Source organism: Lentisalinibacter salinarum, from assembly GCF_040706555.1.
Classification (GTDB): Bacteria; Pseudomonadota; Gammaproteobacteria; order Steroidobacterales; family Woeseiaceae; genus Lentisalinibacter; species Lentisalinibacter salinarum.
Map to the genome: position 1 here is coordinate 81,040 of NZ_JAPDRH010000001.1, position 17,821 is coordinate 98,860.

At 64.0% G+C, this 17,821-nt stretch carries 9 protein-coding genes; 1 reads left to right on the forward strand and 8 read right to left on the reverse strand.

Annotated features, from left to right (window positions below; translation table 11 throughout):
• The first annotated feature begins 40 nt into the window (after positions 1–40).
• Entirely contained in the window at positions 41–2,716 is a 2,676-nt protein-coding gene (locus ACJMKZ_RS00355; protein WP_405231115.1) for a bifunctional acetate--CoA ligase family protein/GNAT family N-acetyltransferase, read from the forward strand.
• Between the two features lie 91 nt (positions 2,717–2,807).
• Here ACJMKZ_RS00355 and ACJMKZ_RS00360 read toward each other — a convergent pair whose 3' ends face one another.
• From ACJMKZ_RS00360 to ACJMKZ_RS00395, 8 genes are all read right to left on the reverse strand, one after another.
• On the reverse strand, positions 2,808–4,973 hold the full coding sequence (locus ACJMKZ_RS00360; RefSeq protein ID WP_405231117.1) for a LamG-like jellyroll fold domain-containing protein: 2,166 nt from the start codon (positions 4,971–4,973) through the stop codon (positions 2,808–2,810).
• Positions 4,974–5,024: 51 nt separating this feature from the next.
• Positions 5,025–8,192 (reverse strand): serine hydrolase, encoded by a 3,168-nt coding sequence (locus ACJMKZ_RS00365; RefSeq protein WP_405231118.1) that lies wholly within the window; start codon positions 8,190–8,192, stop codon positions 5,025–5,027.
• Positions 8,193–8,234: 42 nt separating this feature from the next.
• The gene (locus ACJMKZ_RS00370) at positions 8,235–9,872 is read right to left on the reverse strand and encodes a zinc metalloprotease (protein WP_405231120.1); all 1,638 of its coding nucleotides are present in this window, start codon (positions 9,870–9,872) and stop codon (positions 8,235–8,237) included.
• A gap of 183 nt (positions 9,873–10,055) precedes the next feature.
• Complete coding sequence (locus ACJMKZ_RS00375; protein ID WP_405231122.1) at positions 10,056–10,802, reverse strand: hypothetical protein; 747 nt, start codon at positions 10,800–10,802, stop codon at positions 10,056–10,058.
• A 125-nt stretch (positions 10,803–10,927) separates the two neighbouring features.
• The gene (locus ACJMKZ_RS00380) at positions 10,928–12,583 is read right to left on the reverse strand and encodes a hypothetical protein (protein WP_405231123.1); all 1,656 of its coding nucleotides are present in this window, start codon (positions 12,581–12,583) and stop codon (positions 10,928–10,930) included.
• Positions 12,584–12,632: 49 nt separating this feature from the next.
• Positions 12,633–14,762, reverse strand: a complete 2,130-nt coding sequence (locus ACJMKZ_RS00385; protein ID WP_405231125.1) for a LamG-like jellyroll fold domain-containing protein — start codon at positions 14,760–14,762, stop codon at positions 12,633–12,635.
• A gap of 132 nt (positions 14,763–14,894) precedes the next feature.
• Positions 14,895–15,407, reverse strand: coding sequence for a hypothetical protein (locus tag ACJMKZ_RS00390; protein WP_405231127.1), 513 nt, complete (start codon positions 15,405–15,407; stop codon positions 14,895–14,897).
• 213 nt (positions 15,408–15,620) lie between these two features.
• Entirely contained in the window at positions 15,621–17,402 is a 1,782-nt protein-coding gene (locus tag ACJMKZ_RS00395) for a LamG-like jellyroll fold domain-containing protein (protein WP_405231738.1), read from the reverse strand.
• Positions 17,403–17,821: the final 419 nt, after the last annotated feature.

The window sequence follows — 17,821 nt, forward strand, 5'->3', positions numbered from 1 at the left end:
GTTACCATTGGCGCCAATCCCATGGCTTCAGGAAGTAGCCGTGACCATCCGGAATCTCGATTATCTCTTCGCGCCGCGCTCCGTCGTGCTGATCGGCGCCAGCGGCGAGGAAGGCAAAGTCGGCCATGTCATCGCACGTAATCTTCTCGAGTCCGGTTTCGAGGGGCCGGTGCATTTCGTCAACCCGGGCCGGGATCGGGTACTGGAGCAGAAGGTCTGGCCCAGCGTTTCCGAACTGCCGGATCCACCCGATCTGGGGGTGATTGCGACGCCTCCGCAGACCGTGCCGGGGATCATCGACGAACTCGGCCGCACCGGGGCCAGGGCAGCCATCGTGGTGACTGCCGGATTCGGTGAGGGTGGCGAGGACGGGCGTGAACTCGAGCAACGCATGCTGGATGCGGCGCGGCCGCATCTCCTGCGGGTACTCGGCCCCAACTGCCTGGGCGCCATCGTGCCCGGCCACGGCTTGAACGCGAGCTTCGCCCATCTGCGGCCGGAGCCGGGAGAGATTGCGTTCGTGACCCAGTCCGGTGCCGTCGTGACCTCGGTGATCGACTGGGCCCAGGCCCGCGGCATCGGCTTCTCGCACCTGGTGTCGCTGGGCGGCGCAGCCGACATCGACTTCGGCGACATGCTGGATTACCTCGCCAACCAGAGAGACACCAGCGCCGTCCTGCTCTACGTCGAGGCCATCACCCATGCGCGCAAGTTCATGTCGGCGGCGCGGGCCGCGGCCCGCATGAAGCCGGTGATCGTCGTGAAGGCCGGGCGCTTCGAGGCGAGCGCTAAGGCCGCCGCGAGCCACACCGGCGCGCTGGCCGGCTCCGATGACGTCTACGACGCGGCGTTCCGGCGGGCCGGGCTGCTGCGGGTGGGCGAGCTGAGCGAGCTGTTCGGTGCCACGGAGATCCTGAGCCGTGTGCAGCGCGTGCCGGGCGACCGGCTGTGCATCGTGAGTAACGGGGGAGGCGTCGGCGTGATGGCGACCGACGAGCTGATCCGGCTGGGGGGTACGCTCGCGGAACTGAGCGACGAGTCGCGTGAGGCGCTGGACGAGGTACTGCCGGCGACCTGGTCCCGGGGCAATCCGGTGGACGTGATCGGCGATGCGGACGGGGAACGCTACAGCCGCGCCCTGGACGTCGTGCTGAAGGATCCGGGCGTGGACGCGACGCTGGTGCTGAACTGCCCGACCGCGGTCATCTCCGGCCGGGACGTCGCCGAGCGGGTGGCGGATACCTGGGAGCAGCACGAGCGGCCGCTGATCCTGACCAGCTTCGTCGGCGAGGTGTCGGCCGGCGAGCCGCGGGAGATCTGCTCCCAGGCGGGTATCCCGACGTTCTCCACGCCGGAGCGGGCGGTGAAGGGCTTCATGCACCTCGTCAACTACGACCGCAACCAGCGCGCGCTGATGGAGACGCCGCCGAGCGTGCCGCGGCGTTTCACCCAGGATACGGCGAAGGCCCGCGAGATCATCGACGCAGCACTCGCCGAGGGCCGCGAGTGGCTGCCGGAGGCCGAGGCGAAGGCGCTGCTCGGCGCCTACGACATACCGGTGGTGGATGCGCGGAGTGCACGTAGTCCTGAGGAAGCCGCCGCGATGGCGGCCGGGATCGACGGACCGGTGGTCCTCAAGATCCAGTCGCCGGACATCCAGCACAAGAGTGACGTGGACGGCGTGGCGCTCGATCTGGAAGGCGAGTCGGCGGTGCTGGAGGCCGCCCGCAACATGCTGCAGCGGGTGAAGTCACGCAAGCCCGACGCGCGCATCGAGGGCTTCGTCGTCGAGCCCATGATCTCGCGGCCCGATGCCTTCGAGCTGCTGGTGGGCACGACGGAGGATGAGCAGTTCGGCCCCGTCATCCTGTTCGGACACGGCGGCGTGGCGGCCGAAACCATCGATGACACCGCGATCGGGCTGCCGCCGATGAACATGCGCCTCGCCAAGGGCATGATGGAGCGTACCCGCGTGTGGCGCCTGCTGCGCGGCTACCGTAATCGCGAGTCAGCCGACCTGGAGGCCATCGGCACGGTCATCCTGCAGGTCGCACAGCTCGTCACCGATTTTGCGGAGATTGCGGAGCTGGACATCAATCCGCTGGTGGCCGACGCGGACGGGGTGATCGCGCTGGACGCGCGGGTGCGGCTGCAGCGCGAGGAGCGAAATGCGCAGGATCGCCTCGCGATACTGCCGTACCCGAAATCGCTGGAGGAGGAGCTGGAGAGCGACGGCCAGACGCTGCTGCTCCGCCCCATCATGCCGGAGGACGAGCCGTCGCTGCACCGGGTGTTCAGGACCATGAATGACGAGGAGCTGCGGCTGCGCTTCCATGCGCCCATCAAGGTGCTGACCCACATGATGGCGGCGCGCTTCACCCAGCTGGACTACGACCGCGAGATGGCGTTCGTGCTGACCGAGCCGGGCATCCCGGGCAAGACGCCCATCTACGGTGTCGCCAGGCTGTTCGCGGACCCGGACCGCGACCATGCCGACTTCGCCATCATCGTGCACCACGACATGACCGGCCGGGGACTGGGCTACCACATGATGGAGCGGCTGATCGACTACGCGCGCAGCGTCGGCATCCGTGAACTCGGCGGCGACGTGCTGAACGAGAACAGGCGCATGCTGAAGATCGCCGAGGAGCTCGGGTTCCGAATTACACCGAAGCTGGACGAGCGCGGCATGAAACGGGTGACGCTGGAGTTGTAGCGGGCCGCTGTGGCCGTCTGTAACGGGTCTGGCGATCACAACGGCGAGCAACGGTATGCCGTTTCCTGCCCTGGTGCCGCCAGACGGATTTTCAGTCCGCGATTCGCCGGCAGATAAGCTGTAAACCGGCGAGAGCGTAGTTCCCTTTGAAATCGGTATAGACATGCTGGCGTACGCCGGTCGCGACCCTGTCTCCCGGACAGGCGACGGATTCGTGCCACGCTTCGCAGTTGGCACGCTCCTCGCGGTCGTCGACTCCCAGACCGGCGAGTCGCCCGTCTGCAGTGAGAGTTTCGCCGCGTATCTCCAGGCCCTTCACGCGGTTGCGCCGACGTGTCGGGTCGGTGCGGCCGACCGGATCCGCCGTACACGCCTTCAATTCCCGTATCACGCCACTGTCGCCCCTGAGGGTCACACTCATCTCAGAACGGGAGTTGCCCCCGTCTCCGTTACAGAACTCCGTACGTTCCGTGGCCGTGTTCCGCACGCCGTAATCGTTCATCCCCGGCGCATAGCCGCTGATGATTACCTCGCAAGGTCGATCATTCTCTTCCCGCCAGGTGATGCTGTGCATCGCGTTGTCCACCAAGTCCGCCTTGATGAAGCGATCCCGTTCGAGGGCTTCACCTGACATATCTTTTCCCGAAACCTCCGTCAGCACGTATTCGCCCGCAGCAATCTCGACGTAGAGCGCTTCATCGCTGCCCGTATCGACGTCGAGCTCACCCTTCAGGCCGGCCGGCTTGCCGTGTGCCTCGATCCTCTGGGTCGGCTCCAGCGGCTGGTGTATGGTCACCATGCCGCCGGGGTTGGCCGCCTCGCCCAGGGCCAGTCGTTGACCGTTGATGTAGATCCGGGCCGCCGTTGGATCCTTCAGCGTGATCTTCTCGATATCGCCGAAGACCAGATAGCCGTCCCTCGCGCTGCCGACGTACCCGCGGGCCGCCACACGTTGTCCGCTGATTGTGTCGTCCGGATTGATGGTAACTGCGCGGCCATCGAGTTCCCCCTCGACGGGTATCAGTTCACCGGTCGTGTAGAGCGTGTATTCGGTCCGGCCTTCTTCGGCCGTCCCGTCGAATACCACGCGGTGACTCAGCCTGTTGCCGTCCAGATACACATTCATCGCGCCATAGTCGGCGACATCGATATGGACGATGTCGTCGTCGACGTTATAGGCGTCCACGCCCGAGCCGACGAGGCCGGTCGCGGTCTGCCCGGAGATCGTGTCGTTGTCGTTTATGGTTGCGTCGAAGCCGCCCACGTCGCCTTCCGCCTTCCGGATGTCGCCCCGGGCTACCAGCGTGTAGCGGCTGCGCTTGTTAGGAGCAGCCGAGCCGTCGAAGACGACGACCCGCCGGCCGTCCTCGCTTGCCGTGTCCGTCTGCAATTGATCGGCCACGCTGTCCTCCAGTTCGGAGCGTTCCCGCAGCTTGTCCGGCAGCGCTGCACCCACCGTCGGCGAGGCGTCTTCGGGGTCTATCCCTGTCAGGGGCTCCTTGACCCCGCTGTCGGCCAGACCACGGGACTCGCCTGGTCCGTCGCCCGTCGGTCCGAGTTGCAGACCTGCGAGTTCCTCCGGCGCCAGGCGGCGGGCATAGATGCGGACATCGTCCAGCCGCAGCCCCCGGGCAGAGCGCTGCAGCCCGTCGTTCAGGGCACCGATAAACGTGTCCTGTGCCGGCGGATCCGCCTCGGCCGGATCGAAGGACTGCGTCTGCGAGCGGGCACGCCAGTTGAGGCGGAGATTACCCCCGTCGAAATCCCACGTTCCCGCGAAGAAGAACCAGCGGCCGGGTCTCAAGGCGTTGTTGGCCTGGTTGCGTCCTCCGCCGGGCCGGACAATGAACGCGGTATCACCGTTCACGCGAATATTCGGTCCGTCACCGCTGCCGGTGCCGAGTAGTGCGCCGCGTGCTTCCTCGTTCTCCAGAAACACCCAGCCTGTGACGGTCACTTCGGGATACTGGTCGGGATTCAGGTCCAGCGGTGCGATTACGGCCCAGTCGCCGTTCAACTGGATGCCCTGACCGTATTTGCCGTCGACAAAGCTCGGTTGCGGGACCGTGTCCCCCTTCCCCAGGGCCTCACCGTTAAAGCCGTTGCCGCTTGCATCGGCCAGCGTGCCGTCGAAGGTGAAGTGAGCGAGGAGGTCGCCGGGTGGTTCGTGGGCTTGTGCGCTCTGGCACAGACACAACAGCGCACCCACAATTGCTGTGCCGGCTGATTTGCGGGACTGGCTTGTCGTCTTCATCATTACTCCTCCGCTGTGTTGGTCCTCGTATCCCTTCCTCACCTGGTTTGCCGTTCAAGGAAAGGCATCGCGGTAAGCCTGATTCAGTTCTTTGCGAAATTTTCCACCGCAGCGATCGCAGTCCTTCCCACCTGTACGGCCGTTAACGAACAGGACCATCGCAGCGTGTGTATGCCTGTCGGCACGAAAGAAACTCTTGAATCCGTGTTGGCTGCCGCCGTGCCAAAACCTCTGGGGAAGCCCGCCCCTGTCGATGTCTCTTGGCCTGCTAACATTCGTGCCGAGCCCGTAGGTAAATGATTCCTGGCATCGCCCCAGGACGCATTGCTCCTCTATCTCCTCGTCAGCCGGACGAGCTACGCCCTGCTCCCATTTGATCGTGGCGCGTACGGGGCACCCTCCGGCACAGGATGAGAAAGTGCTGTATTTCTTCGGAACCGGGCGAAGGACGTTTCGAATATCCCGGTAAGGAATGATTTGCGCAGAGGGGGCATTATTCGATATCGACCACTTCTTCCCGTCGTTCATTATCAGCCTGATCAAATGTGCGAACTCTCCCGGGTCGGCCAACAGACCACCGGCAGCCTTCACGCGCGTGGACTGCACTCCAGAGACACAAGGTTTTCGACTACAACCGCGAGCCAGGTTGGTCATAGAGCGAGATGCCTCTTCGAACGTGGATCTGGGCAATCCGAACGCATCGAGCACGTGTCTTTCCATGTAGTCGGCGAAAGACTCCCCGACTTCCGTTTCAAGCATCTGCTCTGCGACCGTGAAACCGCCACCCGAGTAGTCCCAGAGTATTCCCGGCGGGCGCACGGGCTTCACGCCATTGCAATCCCACGAGGCGATATGGCCGAGAATGATGGATCGGAGGCTGTCACAAGGAGCCAGTGCGGAATATAAAATGGTCCCAATCCCGTGCACATTGAGGCCGGCCGTGTGGGAGAGCAAACGTCGGTAGGTGATCTCCTTCGGATATTGCGCCGACTCTCCCTTGAAATAGCGTCGCTCCCACTTGGCAATGGTTCCGTCGGGGTGACGCCGAACGAAGTCAGCCACCGTATCGTCCAGCGATAGGTCACCGCGTCTCGCGGCACCCGCAAATCCCAGACCTGCGACCACCTTGGTCATCGACGCCGCCTGATAGAGGGTGCTGTCTGTGGTCGGCCAGTCCTTTACGACGTTCCGCTGGCCCCAATGCCTTCGGGCCACGGGCAGTCGGCCTTTAACGAATACGAGAGTCAGGCCAGCGACGTTATGGTGATCAACGGACTGGGCGACAGAGCGACCGTGATAGGAACGGAACTCACTCAGGAATCTCTCCACATATCGATCCATAATCTTTTCGGGCGTCGAATCCCTGCGTCGCAGGCCGAATGGATCGGCGCCCTTGTAGGTGACTGCCTGCCCGAATATGCGGCCATCGATGTCGGCCACATTGACCATCTCAGTCTTATCATGGGCGGTTTCGCTATCGGCCGATTGCTCCTCCTCCAGCATCAGCTCCGTGCTGATCGCAGGCGCCCACCTGTGGTCCAGATTCTCCCGACTCAACCAGTATCCGTACTGAGTGGCCCCCGAACCGGCCCTGCCTGCGTCGTGCGCTGAATAGATCGCGAGATAGCCGACTCTCTCCTTGACGTGGTCGCCGCTATTCAGAGCTTCCTCTTCGAACAGCGCTACCTCGAATTTGGATGCATCGAGTCCACGTGCTCGCGCAATTACTGCCTGCTCGCCCTTTTCTGTCTGAACCGTGAGGAACAAGTGGGGTCGACCCGGAAAGTCTTTCTTGAACTGCACTGTCTTGAAGTCACCGACTCCGGTCAGACCGAAGATTCCCGCTTCCCATATGCTGCCGTCTTCAAACTGATAGCGACCAGCCTCTATCGCCAGATAGGGAATATCCTCCTCGAGATGCTCCGTATCTGCATGGTCACGCTCCCGGTAGTTCCACTCCTGGAAGCGAATCTGAAACTCGCCGTCGCGGATACACTTCAGACGCACAATCCCGGGGTTTCGTCCTCTATGCGTAGGCACGCCCGCGATGATGACAGGGCGCGATCGCCGGTAACTCAGCGAAACGGATTGCCATGTATCGCCCGCCTCTGTGTTCCCGATCTCAAGCCTGGGGCTGTCGGAGCCGATTTCACCGGCCGGCCAGGGACAGGGCCCGGATTGCTCGAGGACATTTTCTGCGAAATCGGGATCGGCAATGGCGTTCTCGGATGAAGTGTCGAACGGTCCCGGATACGGAGAAGGGGCTGCGGTGGGTTGCTCGACACCGGGCAGATCGTCATCGATGGACCCCTGGTCGGCGATATGGTTTGCCGGATCATCCTTGTCGGCTCCGGGGTACGTCAGTTCGGGTTGCTCGGCCGAGTATGTCTCGCCAGGCTGCTGGTCACGAAGTGTGTCCAGCTCCCGCTCGTTCAAACGCCGGCCGAAGATGCGGATCTCGTCGAGCCTCACCCCCTCCGCGGGGGAAGCCAGGCGGTGATTCCTGGCACCCAGAATTACATCCTGTCCCGGCGGCTTCAGGTTGCCCGTCCCGAAAGTCTCCTCCTTCGAGCGGGCGCCCCAGGTGAGCCGCATCGTCCCGTCCGCGTAGTCCCACAGGGCTGCGAAGAAGATCCAGCGTCCGGGACGGAGCACCTTGTTGACCTGGTTTCGTCCTCCGGAATGCTCGGCGATAAGGCTGCGGCCGCTGACGCGCAGCGCCGGGCCGTCGCCGCCGTCGGTGCCGATCAGGAACCCGCGCGCGTCGTCGTTCTCGACGTAGAGCCACCCCGTAATCGTGACAACGGGATAGAGTTCGTAATGAACGTCCAGGGGCACGATCAGCGCTGCATGGCCCCCGAAGCCGACCGCGTCGCCGAAACGGCTCTCTTGCCTGAGGCTGTCGCGGTCGAGGTCGCCGTCTTCGGCCACGATCTCGGCATGGAAGCCGTTACCGCTGCGGTCTTCGAGCATCGCCGATGTGCCGGGCGGACGAGGTGCCTTGGAAGGCTCTCGCGTGTCCTCGAAAGTGAAATGGGCGAGGAGCCCCGTCGGGCGCTCGTGAGCCCGCGCGTTATCCGCGGGCGAGAGCAGGAACAAAAGCAGCATCCACGGGGCGGCAGCGAAGACGTGTCTCATTGCGGTGCTCCCGATGTCGGTGACGTCGCCGTCGTGGGACAGGCGGAGCGTGAGACGACCGTGGTCCTCGTCGCTGGCGTCCATCCTTCCCTCAGCCAGGGCTCGGACGTCAGCATAGTCGCCCTGTCACTCATCGGGCGTCACCCGCTGTCCGTCGACATATACGTCGGCGGCGCCCGGATCGTCGAGAGTGATCCCTTCGATCCGCCCGAAGACGTAGTAGCCGTCGATCGCCGAGCCGACCAGTCCCGCCGCCTCGTTCCGGCGTATGCGATCGTTGGAATTGATTGTCGCATCGAAGCCGTCGATCTTGCCGTCGACCTTGTGCAGCCCGCCGGTCGCCAGGATCCGGTAGCTCGTCCGACCGGGCTTCCGGCTGCCGTCGATGACGACGCGGTGCCTGATCGGCTGCCGGTCGATGTAGACGGTGGCGGCAGCGGGGTCTTCCAGTTCCACATAGAGGAGATCGCCGGAGACGCGGTAGGCATCGACTGCCGAACCGACAATGCCGGTCGCGCGCTTGCCGTCCACCACATAGTCGTTATCGTTGATCGTGGCAGTGAAACCGCCCACGTCCCCGGCCAGTTTCTCGAGACGATCCGAAGCGCCCAGCGCGTAGCGCGTACGTCCCGGCCCCCCGGATCCATCGATGACCACGGTGGTTCCGACGGCTCCCGCGTCGTTCCACGCAACCGCTACTGTCCTTTCACCGATGCCGTACCGGCGTGTTGCGATCCACGCGTAGATACCCTTCGCCTCAGTGCTTTCGTCGCCCCAGCTGTTGCACATGACATAGTCATCGCCACCCAGCGCCCGGCAGTCTCGGTAATCCGGAGGATTACTGCTGCCCGGATACTCGTCATCCAGGCCGATACTGTGCCCGAACTCGTGGACGATGACCTCTTCCTCGATACCCGCATACAGCGGATGCGGCCGGCCTACGGATGCCTTGTACATCGGCCGGGAATTCTTGTTGTGGTTGAGCCGCACCTCCCAGATCACATTGTTTCGTTCGTAGTCCGCGAGTTGATTCGCGGGGATGTCGTCCAGATTCGTAATCAGCATCCGTACCTGGAATCCGTCCCGCGACCAGTAAGCGGTGATGGCGTCGCGCCAGTAATCCATGTAGTGCTGAGTAATGGGCACGCCGCCAAAGCGCTCGTTCCGCTCCACCCGGCAGGCGAGCGGGGCGCCCTGAATCTCGATAAGGCCGCGGTCGATGCCGGCCACGCTCTTGTACTCAGTGGAATCGCAGATCGTGTCTCTTATGCCGAGTTCCTCGGCGAGACCAAGCGGGATATCCAGCCGGTTATGGAATTTCTTCTTCGGGAAGTGGAAGCGGGCGATCGATGTCAGGATCCACGTGCCGTTAAAGCGCTCGAGCCGGTAGCCGTAACGCATGGGCGCGAAATTGAAGTATCTGATATGCCCCTTGATGAGTCGCGGAGGCAGAGTGTCGGGGTAGGTCCGGTTCTCCGGGTTCGTTCGCTCGATGGCGGGGCTGCGCATGTCACGGTAACGATTGCAGCCGAGGACGCGGGCGTTGTAATCGTGCTCGCCCTCATAATCCCAGCGGCCGAACGCATACTCGTCCACGCGGTTTGCCTCCGCACGATGATCCTGGGTGATGTGTTTCGGCTTGCAGAGGGTTGCTTCTGCCGGGGTAGCCAGGAAGACTGCGGCCAACATGATACAGGCGGCAACCATCGTGTGAAGCCGCCATGCCGACGCGGTGCGGATCTCTCGGCGGATGAGTCCCCTCATGTCTATTCCCCCTGGAGCCCATTCATTGCGGGCCGCCTGTTCTTGTGTGTCTGTGTCCTGCGGTTCGTCGACGGCTTATGTTCAGTTTGCAGCAGGCCGGCTGAATACAATCTGAATGCGATAGCTGTGATGGCGGCGGCACTGCTGTTCGTTGGCTGGACGCTTCATCATTCGAAGCAACCTCTATCGGCAGCTGAATCCGAACGTAACCGGCGTCGAGCGAACGGATTTCCCGTCAGCGATCCTGCCCAGAACCCTCAGCGTGCGTCGACCCTCTTCCAGCCGATTGTCGATTCGATCCCGGTCGCTCGCGGCGCAGACATGGCGCAGGCTGATGCGGACCGTGCCGTCGCGAACGTCTTCCGGAGGCGCATAACCGCGGATCACGCGCTCGCCCTCCACCACGGCCGTACTGAGAGTGTCGAGCCAGGGAGACATCGCTTCGAAGAGCTCCACGTCGATGCGGAGGTACAACACTTCCTCCGTGGCCTCGATCTTGCGACAGGCGGCATCGGTCCCACGGGAGACGGTTTCCGTATCGGATCGCGCGCCTGCGAACTTGGCGCGGCCGAGCTCCTCGGGCCGGGGCGCCCGGTCGGTCATCGTGAACTCACCGATCCGGATGTCGCTGCCGATCGGTCCGGGCGTCTCTTTGCAGGTCTCCCCCGGCCAGGTCACGAGGTAGTGCCCAGGCACCGGGTCGCCCAGTGCCAATTGCCGCGCGGAGGAAACCAGTCGTTCCTTCTCCTCGATCCGGTAGTCGACTTCGTGCCATCCGACCTCAGCCCGCCGGTAGATCACGGGCGGTGCCGGGGGCTCTTCGCTCCAGGAGACCGGCGACCACAAATAGGGGCCCCGATCCATACGCGCGACCGCGATCCGGTCGGCGAGATTGACCGGAAACGTGTCCCCGGGCACGAGCAGCCGCATGCTCCGGCAGGGTTCCTCCGGGGGCGGTGGCTTCGGGCTGCAGGCGAGCGAAGAGACCGGCAAGGCCGCAAGGCAGGCGCCCAGGAGCAGCGCGGCGGGCGCTCCGGTGCTGCCCACGTGTACCTTCACAGCGGCACGTGCCTCAGCCACAGGGTCGGGGCGCCGAGCGAGTCGCTCATCACGTGCCCGGCGATCCACAGCCCGCTGCCATCGGCGACGATCTCGTCGAACTCCGCGCCGTCGGGGACGACTATGGAGACAGCACGGGCATCTTCCGTGCTGCCGTTCAGGACTACGATCATCGCATCGGCTTCCGCCCGACGGTTTCTCGTCCGGCCGAAGAGGTAGATACGGCCGTCGGCAGTCGCCGCGAAGTTCTCGAATTTCACCTCGTAGCGCTCGGCGAGGGGCTGAACGTGGAATTGCCGGCGCACGCCCTCCGTGGTCACCTCGAGAAAATGCAGTCCGTTGTCCGGACTGTCCCGGCCGCTCATCTTGCGTACCAGTGCGCCGTAACCGGCCGGGGTGGGCTTGATCACGCGCAGGTTCTGCCGCGCGCCCGCCTTTACCTCGGTGTTGCGCATGAAGGTCATTTGCTCCCGGCTCTGTCGCATCTGTTCGGCTCCGGGCAGGTCGCGGTCGGCGGACATCTCGCCGATCCACATGATGTCTCGCTCCAGTGCCGGCGAAAGGTCGATCGAGGAGGAGTCGTCACCGGTGACGGCCACCCGGAGTTCGCCGCTGACCACGCCTTCGATCTCGCGGCCGCCGATCTCACCGGGATAGGACTCGTCGAGCACCTCGCTAAGACCCCGGTCGCCCTTGCCGACGGTGTCCAAGGTCATCGCGACGCCTCCGGTGTGGGCAGGGAACCAGTGGCGGATCTGCTGTCGCGCGTTCTCCAGGTCCCGCCGACCCTTGCCGACGACACGCCCGTCCGGCGAGAACTCGAACCAGGCGGCGGTGGAGTGCGGCTTGCCGCCGCCCCGGTTGCGGTCGTACTGGGTGGTGGTAAAGAAGACGTTGCCATCGAGGGTGACGCCGCGGAACTCCGACCAGTTCCAGCGCGGCTCGTAGGGCGACGGGATCTCCACCGAGGAGAGCACGCGGCCCTCCGGTATCGACCAGCGTTGGAGCCGGTCCGGCTGCTCGGGGCTCTCCCGGCTCCTCTGGATCAGGATCTCGTCGCGTCCGGGCCGCAGGCCCATGGCCGTATGCTCGTAGGCCTGCTTGCTGTAAAGGCGGTGCTGACTAAAGGTGCCGTTCGACAGGGCCTCGACCGCGTAGACGTTCACCGTCCAGTCGCCGGAGCGTCCTTGCTCGAGCGAGGGCGAAGTGGCGTAAAGCACACGGATGCCGTCGCCGTATCGGTCGACGTCCTTGTACCAGTACTGGAACATGTCCTCGGGGCGGTCGAAGATGCGCTCGGCGCCTGCCGTGGTGATCGGCGGCTCGCCGATGGCCGCCTCCTTCTCACGCTGACGTTGCTTCTGCATCTTCGCTGCCTCGAGCTGTTCCGGCATGCCCTCGACGGACTTCAGCAGGGCGTCCGAATGCTCAAGCATCTGCCGGACCCGCTCCTCCTGACCGGATTCGCAGAGGTATGGCGCGGATTGCCTGATGCCCTCGAGAATGTTGACCTGCATCTCGTTGAGGTCCGGGTTCTCGAGCATGCGATCGATTTCCGCCAGTTCGGCTTCGCAGGCGGCGAGGGCGGCACTGGCCCCGGCACCCGCCGAGATCAACAGAATGGTTAGTAGACGGCTCAGAATTCCTGGCATCGTGTGTCCTCGAGAGGTGTCCGCCGCATGCCGGATGGCTGCTCTACGCTTATTGGTCAGTGATGCGGCGGCAGATGAGCTGCAGACCACCGACGAGATAGTTTCCGTTGCTCTGGAGTTTGACGTGAAGGATCAGTCCGGTTGCCACCCTCTCGTCCGGGCATGTGACGGTATCCCAGTCGCCGGAGCAATTCGGTCGGGTGGCTTTCGCTTGCCAGGTGTCCCTGCTCAGCGTCATGGTGTCCGTGTCGATCAAGCGTCCGGAAAGGCCTATGCCCTTGATCCGATCTTGGGGCAGACCGATTCCAATGCTGGGTGGTTCATTGCGACAAGCTGACAATGTCTGTGCGACCCCGTGACGAGCGGCGAGGCTGACAACCTTTTTCGAGCCCGGGTTGCCCGCGCTTCCGTTACACACCTCTTCCGAAGCAGTGGCGGTACGGGGAGCCCCGATGTCAGTGAGGCCCCGGCCGTAGCCGAGAATCCGGAAATCGCAGGGTCGGTCGCTCTCCTCGTACCAGGTGATCGTATGCATCGCCGAATACACGAGATCGAGGGTGAGTCGGGACGTGCCCCTGGCATTGGAAATTTCTGACAGCGTGGGCTCTTCATCGGCAATCGGCAGATAGAGGCCGTTGGCGGAGCCGGACCCCGTCTGCGGTTCGAGTGACTGTCCGATCGTCAGCAGGCCGTCATCGGTCTCGTCGGCGGCGAGCGGTTTGCCGTCGAGGTAGACTGTCACCGCGTCGGGGTTGTCGATGGCGATGTCGATGACGGAGCCGAAGACGTAATAGGCGTCGACGGCCGATCCCACGATTCCGGAAGCGTTTCTGCCCTCGATGACGTCGTTGTCGTTGATGGTCGCGTCGAAACCGTCGACGGAGCCCGATGCCTTTCGGATCATCCCGGAGGTGGCCAGCGTGTAATTCGTCCGGCCGTCCCCTGCGCTCCCGTCGAACACGACCCGGTGCTTCAGTTCGACGCCGTCGACATAGACGGTTGCCGCCTCGTAGTCCTCCAGGGAGATATTCGCTACATCGCCGTAGACGTAGTAGGCATCGGCCGCCTCGCCGACCACGCCGTTGGCCGTGTTGCCCTGAATGACGTCGTTGTCGTTGATTGTCGCATCGATGCCGAGGATTCTGCCCTCGGCCTTCTCGATCTCTCCTGCCACCGTGAGGGTGTAGCGGGTCCGGCCCGCCTTGCCTGCGCCGTCGATTACCACCACGTGATCCGGCTCCGAAGACGGCGTGTAGTCCTCGGCGCCGAATTCCTCGATCTCGCCCGCGCCTTCGTCGCCGATCGTGGCCAATGGCTGCTCGCCCGCGGTCTCGAGGTCCGTGACGAGTTCATCGCTGGCGCCGAAGTCGTCACGATCCAGGGTCGCGCCCGGAGGGGGCTCCTCCTGCGCGATTTGCGGCGTCGGCTCCGAAGATGGCCTGGACTGCTCGTCGCCGGCGCCGGCGAGACGCACGTCGCCGGATTCGTCGGTCCGGAGGCGGGCGAGTTCCGCTTCGTCCAGGCTGCGGCCGTAGATCCTGACGTCGTCGATGCGCGTGGCGTTGCCGGCGAGATTCATGCGATAGTTCTGCGCACCGATAACGACGTCCTGGCCCGGCGCATCAAGATCGTTGACGGCGAAGCTCGTGCTGGACGAGCGCGAGCCCCGGGTCACCCGCATCGTCCCGTCGCGGTAATTCCAGGTGCCTGCGAAAAAGGTCCACCGTCCGGGCCGTAGCGCACTGTGTGCCACCTCGCGTCCACCTCCCGGGCGGACCGCAATGAGACTGTCGCCGTTCAGGCGCATCTCGGGCCCGTCGCCGCCGCCGGTGCCGAACAGCGCGCCGCGGGCGTCGTCGTTCTCCACGAAGACCCACCCCGTGATCGTCACCTCCGGATAACGCTCGAAGTCCAGATCCAGCGGGATCAGGACCGCCGTATCACCGTCGAGCTGCACCGCGCGTCCGAATTTTCCCTCCACGTAGCGCGGCGGGCGGCGCTCGCCAACCCCGGCCAGACCCTCGCCCTCGAATCCGTTGCCACTCGCATCGGCGAGGGATCCGTCCATCGGCAGATGGGCAAGCAGATCGGACGGCGGTTCGTGACCATGGACGCCGATCGACAGAGTGAAAAGAGCAACGGCGGCCAGCCATTGCGGCTGTACGAGGCGATTTCGCATGGAGCCCCCTACTAAGCTCGTATATGTCCCCTACTCTGGAGGGTCCCGTCTCCGCCGGCGCCTCGCTTCCGGGTGATTACCTAAATTTCGGCAATCCTTACCTAATTTCCAGGGCGCAGGCGCCGAAATAGATCACTCGGTCAGTTTCTCCGCCTCCACCGGCTCGCCGTCTACATAGATCGTGGCGGCCGACGGGTCGCCGAGTGCGATGACGCGGATCTCGCCGTAGACGTAGTACGTGTCGATGCCGGAGCGTATCCGCCCGGTGGCGATCTCGCCGTCGATGCTCGCCTCATCGTTGATGGTGGCCGGATGGCCCTCGATGTCGCCCTCGGCCTTCTGGATCTCGCCGGTGACGACCAGGCGGTAGGGAACCGCATCGTCCGATGCCGACCCGTCGATGACGACGACCTTGCGTACCGCTCCGATATCGACGCCGAGTTCGTCGCGGTTGAGATCTTCCACGCCGAAACCGTCCGCCGTGTTCTCGGGGATCGCCTCGCTCAGCGGCGGCTTCTCGGTTGGCTCAGCGGTCTCGGTCTTGTCGGAGCCGCTGGTCTCGCCGTGCTCCGTCGCATGGACCGGAGCTGACAGCAGGGATATGCCAATCAGCAGGAAAACGGCCGTGGCTGGCATGTATCGCATGGATGATGTTCCTCTGCCGCCCGGCACCTTGCGCACCGGTCGGGCTGTTGCTTCAGGAACGCTTCACCTTAGCGCAGGGAGGGAGCGCGATGCCAGCAGCCGCCGGCGCGCCTGGTCTCTTCGCCTGCTGATAGCGGGTGCCTACCCGTTGACGGCTGCTCTCTGCGAGCGTCAGTTCTCCTTTCGTGAGCGCCCGGGATCGTCGAACCCGATCTAGTAGTTCAACTCCAGCGTATAGCCCATGCGTCTTCCGGTATTCGCCGGTCCACCCTTCGTCTGCATGAACACGGTGATGAAGTGTCCCTCTACGTCATCCACCGTGTTGAGGCTGATATCCGGACTGTCGCTATCGAAGGTTATCTCATCGACGAACTTGAACTCGTTCATCGAATTCACCTTGCAGATGCGTGCGACCACACGCGCCTGTCCGTCCTCTCTGCGGATGCCGACAGTCGCGCGGTTCGTCTGCAGCACCGTGGGCGTAAACCAGCGACGGTCCCCGGGTGCCAGCACGGTGCCGGAGTTCTGGCCGGGCCGGATGGCTCGCGGTCCGAGTGAGGCCGGACCGTCGTTTGTAAGCCAGTTGTTGTACCAGCTGATCACGTCCTCAACGAGGCTGACTGGTGCCTGCGATGCCGAGATGCAGGCGTTGGTAACCCGGCTGAACAGGAACCCTGCCGCGCATTCCAGCCCCCTGAGCTTGTCGCTATCGAGCAGTCCCTCACCGTCTGCCTCGAACGCCTGGCCGATCCGTTGCCTGAACTGCTCGGGCGTGTCGCACGGTGTGGCATTGAGGAAAGTCCGCGAGCCGATCTCGTTGGCGAGGCTCTCCGCGGCGTCGTCCAGCAGCGCGCAGCTTCTGCCGAGTATGAATATGTTCTCGCGGTTCTTCTTCAGCAATGGATTGAATATGGTGGCGAAGCCGCCGCAGGCCGTAACGTCCCCGGAGGGCGCTACGTCGAAAGCGAGTGGTTTGAGGAACTGCTCGACAGTCGGACCGGTAATAGCACTTCCGACAGCGCCTTCCGTCGCGGACGCAGAAGCGCTTGCCGCCTCGCGTCCGTCCTCCAGGCTGCGTTCGAGTTCCGTCCTTCCGCTGCGTATCGCGTCACCGGAGGTCATGTCGGGCTGTTCGCTCGCGCTCTGCTGGATCTCGCTGGCGCTCGGCAGGCTGCCGGTGAGCATATCACTGCCGGAGTCTGCCGATGCGTCCCCGTCCGTAGTCGTCCCGGCCCGTCTGGCCTCCAGCAGGTCGTCCCCTGGCTGCGCCGTCGGCGCGCCTTCGGTGGTACCGATAGCGGCGCTACCGGTCTGCCCGGCCGCAGATACGCTCGTTTCCTGCTCGCCCGGCGCGTCTGATGTCGTTCGCCCCGGTTTCTTACGGACGAGATCGGAACCGGTATCCGTCGAGCCCAGCCACAGGCCCTCCAGCTCCTCCGGCGTCAGGGCGTGATCGTAGACCCGCACATCGTCGATGCGGATGTCCTCGACCTGGGAGAGCAGGCTGTCGTCCCAGGCCCCGATCCAGATATCGAGAGCGCCTTCCTCTACCCGGTCCTTGAGTTCGCCTTCCTTGGAGCGACGGTCATAGTGCAGGCGCGCGATCCCGGCCTCGGTGTCCCACACGCCGGCAACGAACAGCCAGCGGCCGGGACGCAGTATCCCGCTCTGGGTCAACTGCAGACCGGGCCCGTTGGCGCCGACGCCGGACTTCCAGACATTCAGCGTCGGACCGCTGCGCGAGCGATTCGAGAACAGATAACCGTGTGGTTCCCCCTCGGAGTAGATCCAGGCGGTGATCGTGATCTGCGGGTAAAGCTCGTAGTTCACGTCCAACGGCACGCGCACCGCCTCCTCGCCGGAGAAATGGATCGACTGACCGAAACGGCCTTCCCGGTATTCCGGCGCACTCGTCGCCGGCTCGCCGCCCTGAGTGATCAGCTCGCCTTTCGTCGGCACGCTGCCGCGCGACTCCAGCGAGCCATCGAGAGGCATATGCAGCAACAGACCGCCCGGAGGCTCGTGAGCGTGTGATGTTGCGTAACCCAGGATAGTTGTAAGGAGAAGAAATCGGCGTAGGGCGGTGGACATGTTCCCTCTCTTCTTTCGACTTTTCCTTGCATCCTTTCACAGATGATACGGCTGGTACAAATCTGGTCAGTGGTCCGGTGACGGTCTCTGCCGGGATTGTGCGGCGGACATAGCAGGATCGGGTTTGCAGTGGCCTGCGTGACCGGAAAGGGCAGGAGGAGCGGATCATGAGTCCCATAGATCCGATTGCTTCCCCCCAATGGTGACGGCCACCGGTGCACCTGTCCCCGGTTGCCGCTCCATCGCACGCGGTCGTACCTGCGCCGAGGCGCACGCCCGGAATTCATGTGTAAGCGGGTAGGCCTCGAGGCATTGTCGGCCGA